This window comes from Halogeometricum sp. S1BR25-6 (assembly GCF_031624495.1).
GTDB lineage: Archaea > Halobacteriota > Halobacteria > Halobacteriales > Haloferacaceae > Halogeometricum > Halogeometricum salsisoli.
The window spans coordinates 664,371-679,564 of sequence record NZ_JAMQOP010000001.1; the positions used below are offsets into that span (position 1 = coordinate 664,371).

Sequence of the window (15,194 nt, forward strand, 5' to 3'; positions counted from 1 at the left end):
ACTCTCTTTGACCGCATGCCTGACGCTGACTCGTCGGTCCGCCGTCGGTCCGTTCTCGCGGGCGCGGCGACGGCGATGGCCGGCCTCGCCGGCTGTACTCGCGTTCTCGGCCACGCCGGTGACGGCGCGAGCGATGTCGGCAGGAACGCGACGGCCGGCGGCGGAGACGACGGGTCGGCGACGGTGTCGATGCTCGCGGCCGGGAGTCTGAACAACGCTATCGAGAACGGACTCGGACCCGCCGTCGACGCGACGATTCAGGTGGAGGCGCACGGCTCCGCCCGCGTCGCCCGCCTCGTCGCCGAGGGACAGAAGGACCCCGACGTCGTCTCCGTCTCCGACGTGGCGCTGTTCGACTCGCCGCTTCATCCGGACTGGTACGTCGAGTTCGCCACGAACTCCGTCGTCGTCGCCTACAACGCCGACACCGAGGGAGGCCGACGCGTCGCGGACGCCGGCGCTGACGGTTGGTATCGGCCACTGCTCTCCGGGGAGGTGTCGCTCGGCCGGACGGACCCGGACCTCGACCCCCTCGGCTACCGGACGCTGTTCGCCCTCGAACTCGCCACCGACCACTACGGCACCGACGCGAACCTCCGGGAGGCGATACCCGCGAAACGGCAGATATACCCGGAGACGCAGCTCGTCAGCCAGTTCGAGACGGGGGCGATAGACGCCGCGTTCACCTACCGCAACATGGCCGCCGAGCGCGGGTACGACTACGTCGAACTGCCGCCGGAGATAGACCTGAGCGACCCCGACCGCACGGAGGCGTACGCGACGGCCGACTACGAACTGCCGAGCGGCAAGGTGGTTGAAGGCGGCCTCATCAGCTACGGGTCGACGCTCCGACACCACTCGCCCGCGGCCCGCGCGGTGTTCGACGCGCACGTCGCCGGCGACTATCTGTCCGATTTCGGGTTCGTTATCCCCGACGAGTACCCGCGGTACACCGGAGATGTTCCCGACGCCGTCGCGGACTGACGCCGCCGGCCGGTTCGACCGGCTGTCAGTCGCCCTGCTGCTCGGCGCGGTGCTTTTGTGCTACTATCTCGTCCCCCTGCTGTCGCTCCTGGTCGCCCAGTCGCCCGCGGCCGTCCTCCGCCGCCTGTCCGACCCCGCCGTCGTCTCCGCCGCGAGCACGTCGCTCGCCGCCTCGACGGTCAGCGCGGCCGTCGCCACGGTGTTCGGCCTGCCCCTCGCCTACTGGCTGGCGCGCGCGGACGGACGCGCCGCGACGCTCGTCACCGCCGTCGTCGTCCTTCCCCTCGTCCTCCCGCCCATCGTCAGCGGCATGGTGCTTCTCACCGTCGTCGGCCCCGGCACGTTTCTCGGAGACCTCGGGGCGTCGGCCGGCGTTCCCCTCACCCGCTCGCTCGCCGGCGTCGTGTTGGCCCAGACGTTCGTCGCCTCGCCGTTCGTCGTCGTCACGGCGAAGTCGGCCTTCGAGGGCGTTGACCGGAGCCTCGAACACGCCTCGCGGTCGCTCGGGAAGAGCCGTCTGTCGACTGTTCGGCGCGTGACGCTCCCGCTAGCGTGGCCGGGCGTCGTCGCCGGCATCACGCTCGCGTTCGCCCGCTCGATGGGCGAGTTCGGGGCGACCATCATGCTCGCGTACTACCCGCGGACGATGCCGGTCCAGATATGGGTCTCCTTCTCGACGCTCGGTCTGGAGAACGCCTTCCCCGTCGCCGTCGTCCTCCTCGGCGTCGCCGTCGCCACGCTCGTCGCGCTGAACGCCCTCGGCACCAATCCCTTGGAGTGAGATGCTGGAACTGACCGGACTGCGGAAGTCCTACGCCGGGTTCGAGTTCGGGCCGGCGGACCTCGCCGTCGACTCGGAGGTGCTCTGCGTGCTCGGCCCCTCCGGGAGCGGGAAGACGACGCTGCTCTCCGTAGTCGCGGGCATCCTCTCGCCCGACGCCGGCCGCGTCTCGCTCGACGGGAGACGACTCGACGGGCTGCCGCCGGAGCGGCGCCGCACGGGAATCGTGTTTCAGGACGGCGCGCTGTTCCCCCACATGACCGCCCGCGAGAACGTCGCCTACGCGGCGGACGGCGACGATTCCGTCGAGGAACTCGCGGACCTCTTGGAGATACGCGACGCGCTGGACCGCAAGCCGGCGGCGCTCTCCGGCGGGGAGCGACAGCGCGTCGCCCTCGCCCGCACCCTCGCCGCCGACCCGGACGCTCTCCTCCTCGACGAACCGCTGTCGAGCCTCGACGCGCCCATCCGCAACCGCCTCCGCGACGAACTCCACGACCTGTTCGACTCGCTCGACGTTCCCGTCGTCTACGTCACGCACGACCAGCGCACGGCGACGGCGCTCGGCGACCGCATCGCCGTCCTCCGCGACGGGACCGTCGAACAGGTGGGGACGCCCGCGGACGTGCTCGACCGGCCGCGGAGCGAGTTCGTCGCCCGGTTCACCGGTACCGACAACCTGTTCGACGCGACGGTGACGGGCCGGGCGGACGGCGGGGACGGGAGCGACGCCGGCGACGAGGTCCGTCTCCGCGTCGGTGACCTCCGACTCCGGGCGGCGGCCCCGCCCGGCGCGCCGGCCGAGGGGGACGTCGTCGCCTGCGTTCGCCCCTCGCGCGTTCGACTCCGGCCGACGGCCTCGGTCGGCGGGGAACCCGACGACGGAAACGACCCCGACGAGGAGGGGAACGTGCTTCGGGGGACCGTCCGTCGATGGCTGAACGAGGGCGACGGCTACCGGGTCGTCCTCGACGTCCGCGACGCCCCCGTCTCGCTGACGGCGCGTGCGACGCCGCACCGCTTCGAGCGAGCGGGGATACGAGACGGCGCCGCCGTGGCGGCCGTCGTCCCGGCGGCGGCGATTCACCTGATCCGGTGAGACGGCCTCGTCTCCGTCCGCTCCGACCGGCTTCGGATGAACAATCCCCCTCCAGCGGCAATATTCTCTCCAATATTTCTAACATCTTTTTTAGACTGCCAGCAGGCTTTTGAATTAACAAATTATTATTATGGAGCATGTCTCGAACGACGGCGGACAAAAACCGATGGCTCATCGCCCTCTCGGCGGTGGCGATTCACCTGTCCATCGGGAGCATCTACGCGTACAGTATCTATCAGATACCGTTGAACGAGTCGCAGGGGTGGGGAACGTCGAGCGTCACGCTCGCGTTCTCCATCGCCATCTTCGTGCTCGGCATTACGGCCGCCTTCCTCGGCAAGTACGTCGAGGAGTACGGACCGCGGCTGGCCGGGTTATCCGCGGCCGTCCTGTACGGTCTCGGGATGGTCGGGTCGGGCGTCAGCGTCCTCATCGGGAGCCTCCCGCTGTTTCTCGCCACGTTCGGCGTCGTCGGCGGGATGGGACTCGGACTCGGCTACATCTCCCCCATCGGAACGCTCGTCGAGTGGTTCCCCGACCGACGCGGGATGGCGACGGGCCTCGCGGTCATGGGCTTCGGCGCCGGCGCCCTCCTGACGGGGCCGCTCGGTAACTTCCTCATTCAGAGCACCGACGTCGCGACGACGTTCTTCGTCCTCGGCGTGCTGTACTTCGTCCTGATGTCGCTCGGCGCGAGTTACCTCGCGAAGCCGCCGGAGGGGTGGCTCCCCGAGGGGATGGAGGACGAGGAGAACGCCCACGAGAAGGCCAAGAGCGCGCTCTCGGGGCTCGACAACCTCACCGCCGTGGAGGCGCGGACGACGCCGCGCTTCTGGATGGTGTGGCTCATCGTCTTCATCAACGTCTCCGCGGGCATCATGCTGCTCGCGTTCGCCTCGCCCATGCTCCAGCAGGTCGGCGGCGCGACGGCGACGACGGCGGCGTTCATCACCGGCTACATCGGCATCTTCAACGGCGGCGGTCGCATCTTCTGGTCGACGCTCTCGGATTACATCGGCCGGACGACCACGTACGGGGCGTTCATGGTCATCCAGATAGTCGCCTTCTTCGTGATGCCGGCGATAACGGCCGTCTGGACGCTCGCGGCGGTCATGTTCCTCGTCATCACCTGCTACGGCGGCGGGTTCGCCTGCCTCCCGGCGTACCTCAGCGACCTCTTCGGCACCGAGGAGGTCAGCGCCATCCACGGCTACGCCCTCACGGCGTGGGGCGTCGCCGGCGTCGCCGGCCCGCAACTCGCCTCGTTCGTCCTCGAAGCGACGGGCAACTACACCAGCGCACTGTACGTCATGAACGGCGCCCTCGTCGTCGGGTTAGTCACGGTCCTCGTTCTCCGCTGGCGCATCGGACGCGTCCAGTCGTCGAATCGGACGAGCGAGACGGCCGCGAGCGACTGACTCGCCGCCTCCTCGGACCCGTCTTTCTCTTCGCTTTTCTCTCCGACCCCAGTCGCGGACTCTCGGCGAAAACGTTTTGTCGATTTAGGTGGGCCTAAACAGTATGCTCGGCGAAGCGACGAACGAGACGGGACCGGCGCGGCCTCCCGCGGCGGGGCGGAGGTAGGTCCCGATGGTGGGAACGACGCTGGTCGAGATACGCGAACACCTCGAAGCGCTGGCGGACGACGAGGGGGAGTTCGCCCTCGTCTGCGGGCGCACCGGCGAGCGGCCTGCTCCGGTCGCAGGCGAGCGGTTCGAGACGCGCGCCGTCGCGCGGAACGCCGCGCGGGCGGCCGAGCAGTACCGCACGGCGCTCCGCCGCTACGACCCGCACCTGCCGTTCTACGACCTCGTGGTGTGCCAGGGCGTCGGCGCGCGCGGCCGCGGCCGGACCGACGCCGTGACCGGCGAGCGAGCGCATCCTGATTCCACAGACTCCGCGAGAGCGGCCGATGCGGCCGCGTCAGACGCCGTTCGGTCGCGGCGCGTCGAGTTCTGTCACGGCGTCGCCGCGGCGGTGTTCGAGACGCTCTCCGAGGCCGGTTACGGCGCCGTCGAGACGGCCGTGATGGACGCCTATCTGGAACTCGCGGAGCGCGTCCCCGACCCCGACGACCTCTGTCTGTGCCTCCTGGAGAGCATGGCGACGGAACTCGACGGGCGACTCTCGGCCGCCGAGCAGGCGGACGTGCTCGCGCGCGCCGCCGACCGACTCGCCTCGGCGGCGGTCGGACCGAAGCGGGTGAAGCGCCCCCTCCGACGGAGTGGAACGAGGCATGCGACGGAACCGGCGCGTCGGTGACGGCGACGCTCGCCCGCCTCCGCGCGTTGGGTCTCGTCGGCGACTACAGCCGTCTGTCGGCACCCGCGACGGACGAGGCGCAGACCGTGGTGGCGGACGTCTCCGGCTACGCGCTCTCGCCGCAGAGCGGCCGACTCCCCGTGCTCCCGGTCGTCCTCGAACTCTCGCGCCGCCGACCCGACCGCCCGCCCTCGGCACTCCGGGTGACCGAGGCGGACGGGGGGTGGCGAGTCGCGTTCGCGTTCTCCGCGACGGACGAACCGGCGGGGCTGACGTGCGCCCCGATTCGACCGGCGGGCGAGACCCGATGACGAACGACGCGCGACGGACCCGCGGCGACGCGTGGGCGTGGGCGCTGCTCTCGCTGTTCGGACCCCCCTCCGCGGACGATGGGACGGACGGAGAGAACGGCGACGGAGCGAGCGGGCGAGAAAGAAGCCGACGCTGACGCCGGTACCCGTACACCCGGTGACCGTACTCTCGGACCTCTTCTCGTTCCCGCCGACTCGAACCGCGTTCTTTTTCACTTTAGGCCCACCTAAACACTCGTGATGAGCGTCGAACGACGACCGTCCGAGGAGGGTTCGGCGGAGTCCGAATCGGCCGCCGCACCCCAGTTGTCCGTCTGCGAGAGCCGCCCCGGTCGGTCGGTGTTCCTCGAATCGGGGAACGCCGACGGCTGGATAGCCAGCGACCTCACGCTCGACGTGGGTGAAAAGCGATGAGCGACGACCCCGAGTCAGACTCCGAACGGACCGTCATCCGTTCGGGACGCGACTTCGAACAGGAGTTCCGCCTCGACGCGCAGGAGGCGGGCGAGTTCCTCGTCGCCCTCGGCGAGCAACTCCGCGACGGCGACGAACTCACTCTCTCGACCGACGAGTGGGAGCTTCCCTTCGCGTTCGGCGAACCCGTCGAACTGGAGATAGACTTCGAGGGCGTCGGCGAACCGGAGCTCGAAATCGAACTCGAACTTCCGGGCCGGACCGACGAGACGGCCCCGAACGTCGACTGAACTCCCTCAGCGGTCGGCGTTCGGGTCGTACTGCGACGACGTCCGGAGGTGGAGTCTGAGCCCGGCGGCCCCGACGGCCGCGAGCAGTCCGGTCGTCCCGGCGACGGCGGCGACGCCCGTCGGCGTGAGCGTGTCCACCGGCCCCTCGCCGACGAAGACGACGCCGCGCATCCCGCGGTCGCCGTACGTCGTGCACTCGTACTTCGAGAGGCCGTCGCCGTCGAACGCGAGGGCGAACTCGTGGTCCGTCCCGCGGACCCGTTCGCTCGCGTAGCCGAGTTCGTCGTCCACCACGTCGTAGGCGCCGGCTGTCCCGACCCACTCCCAGACGACTGTCGTGCCGGGGTCGACGCGTATCGCGGCCGGTTCGAAGGCGAACTCGCCGCCGTTGCCCATCGCCCCCACTTCGACCGTCACCTCCGACTCGCCGCGGCGGTCCGCGACGCCGTCGTAGTTATCTGTCCTGTCCAACCAGCCGTCGAACGACGGTTTCTCCGCGTCGCCGTCGTCGCTCGCGCCGTCGGCGGGTCCGTTCTCCCCTCCGGACCCGCCGGGCAGCGCTACCGCGGCGTCGCCGACGACGAGTGCGCCCCGCATCCCCATCGCCGAGTGGGGCGCGCAGGCGTAGGGGACGACGCCCGCGACGGGCGCCTCGGTCGAGAACGTCGCACCCGCTTCCGAGTAGTACTCGGACTCGAACGACCCGTCCTCGGCGACGACGTTGTGGCTGCCGCCCGCCCCCGTCCACTCCCACGTCACGGTCACGCCGGGGTCGACGCGGACCGCGACCGGCGAGAACCCGAAGTCGCCGCCGTTGCCGGGCGAGCCCACTTTCACCACCACTTCGTCCTCCCCGGTGGCGTCGACGACGGCGTCGGCGCCGTCGGTCTTGGCGAACCACTCGGTCAGGTCCGTCTCCTCCGCCGCGCGAACCGGGCGCGCGAGGAGCGGTCCGCCGACGAGTCCGGCCCCGACCAGCGCGCCGGTGCCGGCGAGCACGTCGCGTCGCGTGCAATCGGTCATGGTTACGCCTCGTACCCCGCGTACGCCATCACCTGCTTGAACAGGTCGGTGTCCATGACGGGCGTGTAGACGATGGCCGTGAGCATCCCGCCCGGATACGACGACCCGTTGCGGACGTGGTCCACCTTGTGGCAGTGGACGAGGTAGATGCCGGGGTCGGCGTCCGCCTCGAACTCGACGGTGTAGCGCTCCGCGGGCGCGACGTTCACCACGTCCTGTTCTATCTGCATCGCCTCGGGGATGGGTGACCCGTCCTTCTCGACGACGCGGAAGCGGTGGTTGTGCAGGTGCATCGGGTGCGCCTGGAAGCCGCCGTTCACCCAGTGGATGCGGACCGTGTCGCCGGGGTCGACGATGAGGGGCGACCCCGTCTCCGGGTGGAACGTCGCCGGCGCCGACTTCCCGTTGACGGTGAACGTGTCCATCTGCCGGGCGGTGATGTCGTAGACGGCGTCCTCGCCGCCGTACTGCCGCGAGAGGCGGGTATCCCACTCCTTGACGGTCATGTAGTACTCTTTGTCAGCGCGCTCGTACCCCTCGGGTTCGACCCGCAGGACGCCGTACATCCCCATGTCCATGTGCCGCGGCGTCTGGTAGTGGCAGTGGTACAGGTGCGTGCCGGCCACGTTGGCCGTAAAGTCGTAGGTGTGCTTCTGGCCGGGTTCGACGGTGACGCCCGTCGTCGTCGGCACGCCGTCGTTCTCCCACGTCTTCCGCAGGCCGTGGACGTGGAACGTGTGCGGCATGTCCATCCCCGTGTTGTCGAGTGTGACGCTGAACTCCTGCCCCTCCGTGATGCGGAGGATGGGCCCCGGCACCGACGGCGTGCCGTCGTCGGCCTGCCACGCCCACACGACGGGGAGCGTGATGGGACCGTTCATCGTCTCGCCCGGGTGCACGTGGTGCACCGCGTTCACCGCCTTCAGCGTCACGTGGTTGTTTCGCTCTTCGAGGCCGACCACTTCCGGCCGGCCGGTCGTCGGCAGGTCGCCTGCGACCTGCGCCGCCGCGCCCGCCGGGTTCACTTTCGTGACCGTCGGCGTCGAACTGGTCAGACACCCGGCCGCGGCGGCCACGCCTGTCGACCCCGTCGCCGCGAGGAACTGTCGTCGCGAGATTCCGTCCCCGGGAGCACCGATTTCACCCTTCATCAGTTTCTCTTTATCGGGGACGGTACATATCGGATACCGGTAACTCCCGAATCGCGAGAATAATGTGTGTGATTCGCACGCATTCACCGGGTAGAGACGCCGGTCGTCGGCGCCTTGAGTTCGCGAAAAGGAGATTCGGTCGTCGGTCGGAAGCCGTCTCCGTTCTCAGGCGCTCGCGCTCGCGTTCGCCGGTGCCTCGGTCTCGGCCGGGGTCGACTCAGCGGCGGTCGCGGTCGCCGTCTCGTCGCTCTCGGTCTCAACCGCCGTCTCAGTCGCGGTCTCGGTCATAGTTTCGGTTTCGGTGGCCGATTCGACTTCGGTTTCCGTCTCGGTCGCGGTCACTGATTCGGTCTGCGTCTCGCTCTCTGTCTCCGTCACCATCTCCGCGCTCGTCTCTTCGTCCGAGTCGGGGAGGTCGGCGAGCGGGTCGGGTTCGTAGAAGCGCCAGAGGCCGTTGTGGCCCTGGTAGGCGTTCTCCTCTTCCTGCTCGAATTCCGTCTTCTTCGAGAACTGATACTCCGCGACCTCCGCGTAACCGCGCTCTATCAGGTCGGCGTTGAGGGTGGCGGTGTCGCCGTCGTCGACGTACACCTGAAGCGTGCCGGAGTCGTCGCGGCGGTCCGCGACGGAGTCCACGTAGATTCGCACCTCTCGGCCTTCAACCTCGCTAGCGACGAAACTGGTCGCCCTGCCGCCCCAGTCGTTGAGCCAGGCTTCGCCGCCCTCTTCGGTCGCCATGCCGAGGTAGTCGTCCTCGGTGTAGTCACCGTCGGGGGCGTCGACGCCAACGAGGTCAACTTTCTCCAAGCGACCGTCGGGGAACTCCACGAGCAGACTGTCGCCGTCGGCGGCCATCGTGACCGTCACGGTCCATTCGGTCTTCGGTTCGGGTTCGGTTTCAGTCTCCGTCTCGGTCTCAGTCGCCGTTTCCTCCTCGTCCGAGTCGGGGAGGTCGGCGAGCGGGTCGGGTTCGTTGAAGCGCCAGAGGCCGTTGTGGCCCTGGTAGGCGTTCTCCTCTTCCTGCTCGAACGCCTCTTTCTTCGAGAACGAGTAGTCGGCGACTTCGGCGTAACCGCGCTCTATCAGGTCGGCGTTGAGGGTGGCGGTGTCGCCGTCGTCAACGTACACTTGGAGGGTGCCGGAGTCGTCGCGGCGGTCGGCGACCGAGTCGACGTAGATCCGCACGTCTCGCCCGCCGATTTCGTCGCTTACGAAGCCGGTCGCCTTGCCGCCCCAGTCGTCGAGCCAAGCCTCGCCGCCGTCTTCCGTCGCCATCCCCTCGAAGTCGTCCTCCGAGTAGTCACCGTCGGGGGCGTCGACGCCGACGAGGTCTACTTTCTCCAAGCGACCGTCGGGGAACTCCACGAGCAGACTGTCGCCGTCGGCGACCGTCGTGACCGTCACGTTCCACTCGGTCTGCGGTTCGGGTTCAGTCTGCGCTTCGAGAGCGCTTGCGGACGACGTCGTCGCCGCTCCGTCGTCGTCGGCCGTCTCACCGTCGGACGCGCTGCCGTCCGTATCGGCGTCCGAGGAGGCGGCGGCTGACGGGTTATCGTCCGCGCTTGACGCGTCGTCGGAGGTGTCGGAGTCCGACGTGGAGGAGTCGGAGGCGGAAGCGTCGGACTCGGGCGCGTCGTCGTCAGCCGACGCGGATTCGTCGTCCGAGTCGTCGCTCGACTGCGCCTCTGTAGTCGTCTCCGTGTCGTCGGCGTTCGCCGACTCCTCGCCCGCGTCCGTCGCGGGGACGGTCGCGGACTCGGCGTCCGTCGCTGTCGCGGAGAGGGTCGAGGCGGCGGCCTCCCCGCGCGTCGAGTCGGCCGCCGTACTGTCTACCGATTCGTTGCTCCTCACGATATCGCCGTCGGAGGATGCCGATTGCGTACCCGCAGCGGTGCAGCCCGCCGTGACGAGGAGGAGGGCGACCACGAGTGTTGCCAGCCGGGACATTCTGTTTGAAATCACTCCATGATAGGACATATAATTCAGCATAATTCTCCGTGATATAATATCGTGTTAGAATGAGTTTCTCTATTTACTACTATTTTAACCGCGGTTGTACGCGGCTAACTCGCCGGAACACGGGCGTTAGGGCGAAACTTCCGCTCGAACGGTCGAACGGCGGACCGCCCGTCATTCGCCCCCGTCGAGGGTCCTCTCGGGTCAGTGAGGTTTCAGATATCTCTCCGCGAAGTCCGAATCGACGGTTCGCACGACGCCCGTGTTCGGGAGGTCCTTCCGCTTCGCACCCGCCAACCGACCCGTCGAAACCTTCGGTTACGAACTTCATTCCGGGCTCGTTACACGAAATATGTCCGTGCAGTAAGGTCACAATTAGAGGCAAAAAAGGTCGTGTCCGGCCGTCGCGCGCGAAATCGATGCGCGGCACGGAAACGGACGGTAGGAGGCTTCAGCGTGCGGTTTTTACGTTTCGGCGCCGCCGCGCCGCGACGGACGGAAGCGCGCGTGCGCGGAGACCGGCAGGTCGGCGCGGACGACGCGCTCACGAGTGCTGAGATGGTCTTTCGAGCGCGTTCGTCCGTCGGATTTCCCTCGGCAACCCCCGGAGTCGGTGCGCCAGCGTGGTCGACGGTGCGTCGAGGCGCATCGTTTCTCGCGCGTCGTGTCGAACTGTACCCCTCGAAGATAGGCTCTTGTCCGTCGCTCGCGGACTCCCCGCATGGACGAGCAGAGTGGGTCGAACCTGGACTGGAGGGCTGCGGCGGGACTCTCACACTGCCCGTCGGCGTCGGCGCGGTGACCGAGAGTCCGCTGTTGGGGGTCGCCGCGGCGTGCTGTCTGCTTTTCGCCGTCGGTGTCATCTACCCGTTCGCCGCGTTCACGGCCGAATCGGGGTGAACGAGCGGTGAAGCGCCCGCCGGTCGGTCCATCGCTCCGACGCTCCGGCTATCCGAGCACCACGTCCAGCGTCAGCATGATGATGGCGCCGGCCATCATTCCGAGCGTCGCGAGTCGCTCGTGGCCGTGCATGTGCGTCTCGGGGATTATCTCGTCGCCGATGACGTACAGCATCCCGCCGGCGGCGAACCCCATCGCATACGGGAGGACGGGGGCGGCGACGACGACGGCCCACGCGCCGAGGAGCGCCAGCGGAATCTCAACGGCGCCCGCGCGGATGCCGGCGACGGCGGCGTAGTAGCGCCGACCCATCCCGGCGTTGACGGCGGCCACGGAGACGGCCAACCCCTCGGGGATGTTCTGGATGCCGATAGCGAGCATGAGAGCGATAGCGTTGCTCACGTCGCCCGACCCGAATCCGACGCCGACGGCCAGTCCCTCGGGCATGTTGTGGAGCGTGATGGCGACGGTGAACAGGAGGACGCCGAGGACGCGCGAGTCGGCGTCCCGCGCCATCTCCTCGGCCCGCTTTATCCCGCCGTCCGTCTCCGCCCGTTCTGACAACCGTCCGCTGACGAGGGGGCTGACGTACCGAACCCAGTGTTCGGCCTGGTCGAGGAGGGCGACGCCGAGGACGAACCCGACGAGCACCGGAACGATGCCGGCGAACTCGAACCCTCCGACGGCGAAGGGCCGATAGGAGGAGTCGGAGGCGAACTCGATGCCGGGCAAGAGCAGACTCGTGAAACTCGCCGACAGCATCACGCCCGCGGCGACGCCCAACGACCCGTCCAGCGCGCGTTCGGTCGGATTCCGCCACACCAGCACCAACACCGCCCCGAGCAGGTTCATCCCGGCGATGACGACGCCGCCCGCGAGACCCTGCATCACGGGATTCGTTCCGACGATATCGACGAACGTCTGTTCTACGGACGCCACGCTCGGTATCCTCCGAAACCGGTGAGATTCGACATGCTCTATCTGTGACGGAGAGCAACGTAAAGCTGTAGCCGGACGTACCGACGCGTGGCCGGTCACCGTTTCCGCGGATTCGCGCCGCTCGGCCGGCCGAACGACCCCACAAGAGTTATCCAGACTGAACGTTCACTTTTCGCCATGGAGCGGAACTCGCAGAAGCGACCGTGGCTCGCCGCCCTCTTCGGGTTGGTCACGGGTGCCGGTCATCTCTATCTCCGACGGTGGAAACGGGCGGTGGGGTGGATCGGTCTCTCGTTCGCCACGTCGCTGTTGGTCGTCGACCCCGCCGCGCTACAGGCGTTCTACGAGGGGACGGGACCCATCGAACCCGTCCTGCCGGTGCTCGTCGTCGGTTTCGCCAGCCTATTCGACGCCTACTTCCTCGCGCGGGCGCAGAACGAGGCGGCGCGCCGCACCGTCGACGCGGACGGGACCATCACGCACTGTCCCCACTGCGGCAAGGAACTCGACGGCGACGTCGACTTCTGCCCGTGGTGTACGACGGAACTCGACGAGTTCCGAGTCGCCTCGCCCGCCGACTCCGCCTTCGACTCGGATTCGGACGCCGACGCGCGCGAGTAACTCCTTTCTCCTCGCCGACCCGTCCGACCGCCGCCCGTTCCCGCGTCACTCCTCGGCGCCGAGTCCGGCCGCGGCGGCGATGCCCTCGGGGTCCTGGAGTTCCTCGGCCAACTCGTCGCGCCGCCGCGTGAGTTTTCGATAGGCGTCGACGTTCGTATCGCCGTTGAACGCCGCGGTCTTCGCCAGCGTCGAGAGGTATCGTCGGACCGTCTCCTCGCGCGGCGTCAGCAGGTCCTCGACCGTCTCCGTCAGCCCCGTCGCCGTCACCGGCTTCCGGAGGTAGCGGTCGAACGGGACGGTCAGCGCCGCCTCGTCCAGTCGGTCCGAGGCGAGGAGCACCACGCGGACCGACGGATACTCTTCGGCGATACGGCGGGCGACGCGTTCGCCGGCGACTTCCGGCATCTTCCGGTCGAGCAGGACCACGTCCACGGTTTCGTCGACCATCGACAGTCCCTCCCGCCCGTCGTTGGCGGCGCGGACCTCGTACCCCTCCAGCATCGACGCGTACAGTTCGGTCAGGCGCGCGTCGTCGTCGACGACCAACACGACGGGCGCGCCCTCCGCGCGATAGCGTTCGGACCACCGACCGAGGTCGAACAGCACGTCGGCGAGGGAGTTTCCGGCCTCCGTCGGGGCGTACTCGACGCGGAGCGGTCGCTCCTGCAGTTCGCGTCGTTCGACGACGCCGGACTCCGTGAGGTCCGCGAGCGTCTCGTTGAGCACCTTCGAGGAGACGTCCAATCGCCGTTCGAGTTCGGAGAACCCCGCCGGCCCCTCGGCCACCAGCGAGTAGACGACGGCCGGGTGCCACTTCTTCCCGACGACGGTCGCCCCGTCGAGCACGGCGCGAAGCGGCGGTTCTCGGTCGCTCATCGTCGGCACATCTACCAGCCCGACTGATAACGATTTCTCTCGTCGGTCGTGGTGTCGGGAAAAGCGCCGCGCGGCGGGACGTGGCGGAGGGGGGATGGATGGGGGTGCGCCGGTGAAGGCGCGTCGCCGTCGCAACCACCGAAAGGGGGGGAAACACCGCGCGAACGCGCGGTATTGGATGACCGGTGGATGCGAGCCCCGCCGTGTCGAACGCTTTCGTGCCGGACGACACAGTGACGCTTCGCAGTGGGGGTCCGTGTCGGCAGGACCCGGTCGCCCTGGCAACTATTGCTACTCTCGGCTGATAAAAGACTCTTAGCTAACCTACCGGTCTGCCCCTCACTTACTTCGAGGTTAGTCTCTCGCGCGAAGTTCGACGACGAACGCGCCGTCGTCGACTCTCACTTCGCCGCCGTAGACGCCGACGAGTCGCTCGACGAGGTATCGGTCGATGTCGGCGTCGGAGCGTTCGAGGTCCGTCCCCGTGCCGAGCGGCGGTTCCGCGCTAACGCCCGCGCCGTCCGAGTCGGCGTCCGCTACGCGGACGCGAACCGTCTCGCCGTCGCGTTCGGCGGAGACGTGGAGCGTCGGGGTGTCGCCGCGGTAGTTCGACACCGCCTCGTTCAATAGACTTCGGAACACCGAGCCGAGGAGGTGGTTGGCGGCGACGCGGCACGCCGGCACCGCCCCGAGTTCGATGCTCGCCCGGGGGAACGCCTCGCGCCGCGACTGCACCGCTTCTCGAAGTGCCTCGCCGAGGTCGGTCGGTTCGACGGCGGTCGCCGCTTCGTCGGTGATGGTCGCCGCCGCGTCGCCCGCTACGTCGGTCAGTTCCAACGTGTGCCGGCCGTTGTCGAGGATTCGGTCGAGGATTTCCTCGCCCTCCTCCGTGACGTGGTCGCGGAGGACGTCCGCCCATCCGACGATGACGGCCATGTCGTTGCGGATGTCGTGTCGGAAGAGACGGTCGAGCGACTCCAACTCCGCCACCCGCTCGGTCGGAGTGAGGCCTCCGACGGTGCGGTCGCCGCCGGAGACGGCCGCGCGGATGCGGCGTTCGAGCGTCGCCGCCTCTCGGTCCGCGATTTCCTCCGCGTCCGCTCCACCCGCCGACTCGCCGGTCCCGCCGTCGGACCGGTCGTCGCTCCCGCAGGCGACGACGTAATCCGCCGCGCCGGCGCGAAGCGCCTCCCGCGCCGTTCGCTCGTCGCCGACGGCCGTGTACAGCACCACCGGTACCCGCGGGGCCGCGGCGCCGACCGCTCGTACCACCTCGACGGCGTCGCCGTCGCTCAACGCGTGGTTCGTCACGACGCAGTCGTACAGTTCGACGTCCCCGGCGGCCGCCCATCCGGCGACCCCCTCCACCTCGATTCCGTCCCGGTCCCCGAGTCGCTCCGCCGACACCGCCGTCGGGTCGTCGTCGCCCTCGACGAACAGCACCCGCACCCGTCTCTCCATATGTCACAGTTGGTGAACGAGTACAAAAGTCCTCGCGCCGTTCGTCCGCGGCCGACGGTCCGCGATTCCGCTCTTCGACGCTCGTCGTCTCGGAGTCGAAGACGACGGTGGCGACGGTCACCGGGC

The 15,194-nt window shown here is 68.6% G+C and carries 17 protein-coding genes; 11 read left to right on the forward strand and 6 right to left on the reverse strand.

Translation table 11 applies throughout. The features are described 5' to 3' along the window. Nucleotides 1-15: 15 nt before the first annotated feature. From NDI76_RS03505 to NDI76_RS03545, 9 genes are all read left to right on the forward strand, one after another. Nucleotides 16-984 (forward strand): extracellular solute-binding protein, encoded by a 969-nt coding sequence (locus tag NDI76_RS03505; protein WP_310922627.1) that lies wholly within the window; start codon nt 16-18, stop codon nt 982-984. Further along, nucleotides 959-1,765 (forward strand): molybdate ABC transporter permease subunit, encoded by an 807-nt coding sequence (locus NDI76_RS03510; protein ID WP_310922628.1) that lies wholly within the window; start codon nt 959-961, stop codon nt 1,763-1,765. The genes NDI76_RS03505 and NDI76_RS03510 overlap by 26 nt, the downstream gene beginning before the upstream one ends. 1 nt (nt 1,766) lies before the next feature. Next, complete coding sequence (locus tag NDI76_RS03515) at nt 1,767-2,864, forward strand: ABC transporter ATP-binding protein (RefSeq protein ID WP_310922629.1); 1,098 nt, start codon at nt 1,767-1,769, stop codon at nt 2,862-2,864. Nucleotides 2,865-3,001: 137 nt separating this feature from the next. After that, complete coding sequence (locus NDI76_RS03520) at nt 3,002-4,282, forward strand: L-lactate MFS transporter (RefSeq protein ID WP_310922630.1); 1,281 nt, start codon at nt 3,002-3,004, stop codon at nt 4,280-4,282. Nucleotides 4,283-4,454: 172 nt separating this feature from the next. Further along, nucleotides 4,455-5,126: a DUF7551 domain-containing protein gene (locus NDI76_RS03525; protein WP_310922631.1), complete on the forward strand. Its 672-nt coding sequence runs from the start codon at nt 4,455-4,457 to the stop codon at nt 5,124-5,126. Continuing rightward, nucleotides 5,123-5,437: a DUF7551 domain-containing protein gene (locus tag NDI76_RS03530; protein WP_310922632.1), complete on the forward strand. Its 315-nt coding sequence runs from the start codon at nt 5,123-5,125 to the stop codon at nt 5,435-5,437. Before NDI76_RS03525 ends, NDI76_RS03530 begins: the two co-directional genes overlap by 4 nt. Beyond that, a complete protein-coding gene (locus NDI76_RS03535) occupies nt 5,434-5,574 on the forward strand; it encodes a hypothetical protein (RefSeq protein WP_310922633.1) in 141 nt (46 codons plus the stop codon). The genes NDI76_RS03530 and NDI76_RS03535 overlap by 4 nt, the downstream gene beginning before the upstream one ends. A 103-nt stretch (nt 5,575-5,677) precedes the next feature. After that, nucleotides 5,678-5,851 carry a hypothetical protein gene (locus NDI76_RS03540; protein ID WP_310922634.1) on the forward strand — a complete coding sequence of 58 codons (174 nt, stop codon included), beginning with the start codon at nt 5,678-5,680 and terminating at the stop codon, nt 5,849-5,851. Next, nucleotides 5,848-6,141, forward strand: coding sequence for an amphi-Trp domain-containing protein (locus NDI76_RS03545; protein WP_310922635.1), 294 nt, complete (start codon nt 5,848-5,850; stop codon nt 6,139-6,141). The genes NDI76_RS03540 and NDI76_RS03545 overlap by 4 nt, the downstream gene beginning before the upstream one ends. Before the next feature lie 6 nt (nt 6,142-6,147). Here the strand turns inward: NDI76_RS03545 and NDI76_RS03550 are convergent, their stop codons facing one another. From NDI76_RS03550 to NDI76_RS03560, 3 genes are all read right to left on the reverse strand, one after another. After that, nucleotides 6,148-7,164, reverse strand: a complete 1,017-nt coding sequence (locus NDI76_RS03550) for a halocyanin domain-containing protein (protein ID WP_310922636.1) — start codon at nt 7,162-7,164, stop codon at nt 6,148-6,150. Nucleotides 7,165-7,166: 2 nt separating this feature from the next. Further along, nucleotides 7,167-8,315 (reverse strand): multicopper oxidase domain-containing protein, encoded by a 1,149-nt coding sequence (locus tag NDI76_RS03555; protein WP_310922637.1) that lies wholly within the window; start codon nt 8,313-8,315, stop codon nt 7,167-7,169. A 165-nt stretch (nt 8,316-8,480) separates the two neighbouring features. Beyond that, the gene (locus NDI76_RS03560) at nt 8,481-10,262 is read right to left on the reverse strand and encodes a thermonuclease family protein (protein WP_310922638.1); all 1,782 of its coding nucleotides are present in this window, start codon (nt 10,260-10,262) and stop codon (nt 8,481-8,483) included. Nucleotides 10,263-10,727: 465 nt separating this feature from the next. Here NDI76_RS03560 and NDI76_RS03565 point away from each other — a divergent pair, with 465 nt between their 5' ends. Continuing rightward, nucleotides 10,728-11,171: a hypothetical protein gene (locus NDI76_RS03565; protein ID WP_310922639.1), complete on the forward strand. Its 444-nt coding sequence runs from the start codon at nt 10,728-10,730 to the stop codon at nt 11,169-11,171. 48 nt (nt 11,172-11,219) lie between these two features. Here NDI76_RS03565 and NDI76_RS03570 read toward each other — a convergent pair whose 3' ends face one another. After that, nucleotides 11,220-12,110 (reverse strand): ZIP family metal transporter, encoded by an 891-nt coding sequence (locus NDI76_RS03570; protein WP_310922640.1) that lies wholly within the window; start codon nt 12,108-12,110, stop codon nt 11,220-11,222. 177 nt (nt 12,111-12,287) lie between these two features. Between NDI76_RS03570 and NDI76_RS03575 the strand changes: the two genes are divergently transcribed. Further along, nucleotides 12,288-12,731 (forward strand): zinc ribbon domain-containing protein, encoded by a 444-nt coding sequence (locus NDI76_RS03575; RefSeq protein WP_310922641.1) that lies wholly within the window; start codon nt 12,288-12,290, stop codon nt 12,729-12,731. A 45-nt stretch (nt 12,732-12,776) separates the two neighbouring features. On the opposite strand, the gene NDI76_RS03580 is transcribed toward NDI76_RS03575, so the two are convergent. Further along, entirely contained in the window at nt 12,777-13,607 is an 831-nt protein-coding gene (locus NDI76_RS03580; protein WP_310922642.1) for a winged helix-turn-helix transcriptional regulator, read from the reverse strand. 354 nt (nt 13,608-13,961) lie between these two features. Then, the gene (locus NDI76_RS03585) at nt 13,962-15,068 is read right to left on the reverse strand and encodes a hybrid sensor histidine kinase/response regulator (RefSeq protein WP_310922643.1); all 1,107 of its coding nucleotides are present in this window, start codon (nt 15,066-15,068) and stop codon (nt 13,962-13,964) included. Between the last annotated feature and the right edge of the window lie 126 nt (nt 15,069-15,194).

Bases quoted from the DNA above. Each gene is read 5' to 3' on its own strand.
- NDI76_RS03505 (WP_310922627.1), top strand. From the start codon at position 16: ATGCCTGACGCTGACTCGTCGGTCCGCCGTCGGTCCGTTCTCGCGGGC.
- NDI76_RS03510 (WP_310922628.1), top strand. From the start codon at position 959: ATGTTCCCGACGCCGTCGCGGACTGACGCCGCCGGCCGGTTCGACCGG.
- NDI76_RS03515 (WP_310922629.1), top strand. From the start codon at position 1,767: ATGCTGGAACTGACCGGACTGCGGAAGTCCTACGCCGGGTTCGAGTTC.
- NDI76_RS03520 (WP_310922630.1), top strand. From the start codon at position 3,002: ATGTCTCGAACGACGGCGGACAAAAACCGATGGCTCATCGCCCTCTCG.
- NDI76_RS03525 (WP_310922631.1), top strand. From the start codon at position 4,455: ATGGTGGGAACGACGCTGGTCGAGATACGCGAACACCTCGAAGCGCTG.
- NDI76_RS03535 (WP_310922633.1), top strand. From the start codon at position 5,434: ATGACGAACGACGCGCGACGGACCCGCGGCGACGCGTGGGCGTGGGCG.
- NDI76_RS03540 (WP_310922634.1), top strand. From the start codon at position 5,678: ATGAGCGTCGAACGACGACCGTCCGAGGAGGGTTCGGCGGAGTCCGAA.
- NDI76_RS03545 (WP_310922635.1), top strand. From the start codon at position 5,848: ATGAGCGACGACCCCGAGTCAGACTCCGAACGGACCGTCATCCGTTCG.
- NDI76_RS03550 (WP_310922636.1), bottom strand. From the start codon at position 7,164: ATGACCGATTGCACGCGACGCGACGTGCTCGCCGGCACCGGCGCGCTG.
- NDI76_RS03555 (WP_310922637.1), bottom strand. From the start codon at position 8,315: ATGAAGGGTGAAATCGGTGCTCCCGGGGACGGAATCTCGCGACGACAG.
- NDI76_RS03560 (WP_310922638.1), bottom strand. From the start codon at position 10,262: ATGTCCCGGCTGGCAACACTCGTGGTCGCCCTCCTCCTCGTCACGGCG.
- NDI76_RS03575 (WP_310922641.1), top strand. From the start codon at position 12,288: ATGGAGCGGAACTCGCAGAAGCGACCGTGGCTCGCCGCCCTCTTCGGG.
- NDI76_RS03580 (WP_310922642.1), bottom strand. From the start codon at position 13,607: ATGAGCGACCGAGAACCGCCGCTTCGCGCCGTGCTCGACGGGGCGACC.
- NDI76_RS03585 (WP_310922643.1), bottom strand. From the start codon at position 15,068: ATGGAGAGACGGGTGCGGGTGCTGTTCGTCGAGGGCGACGACGACCCG.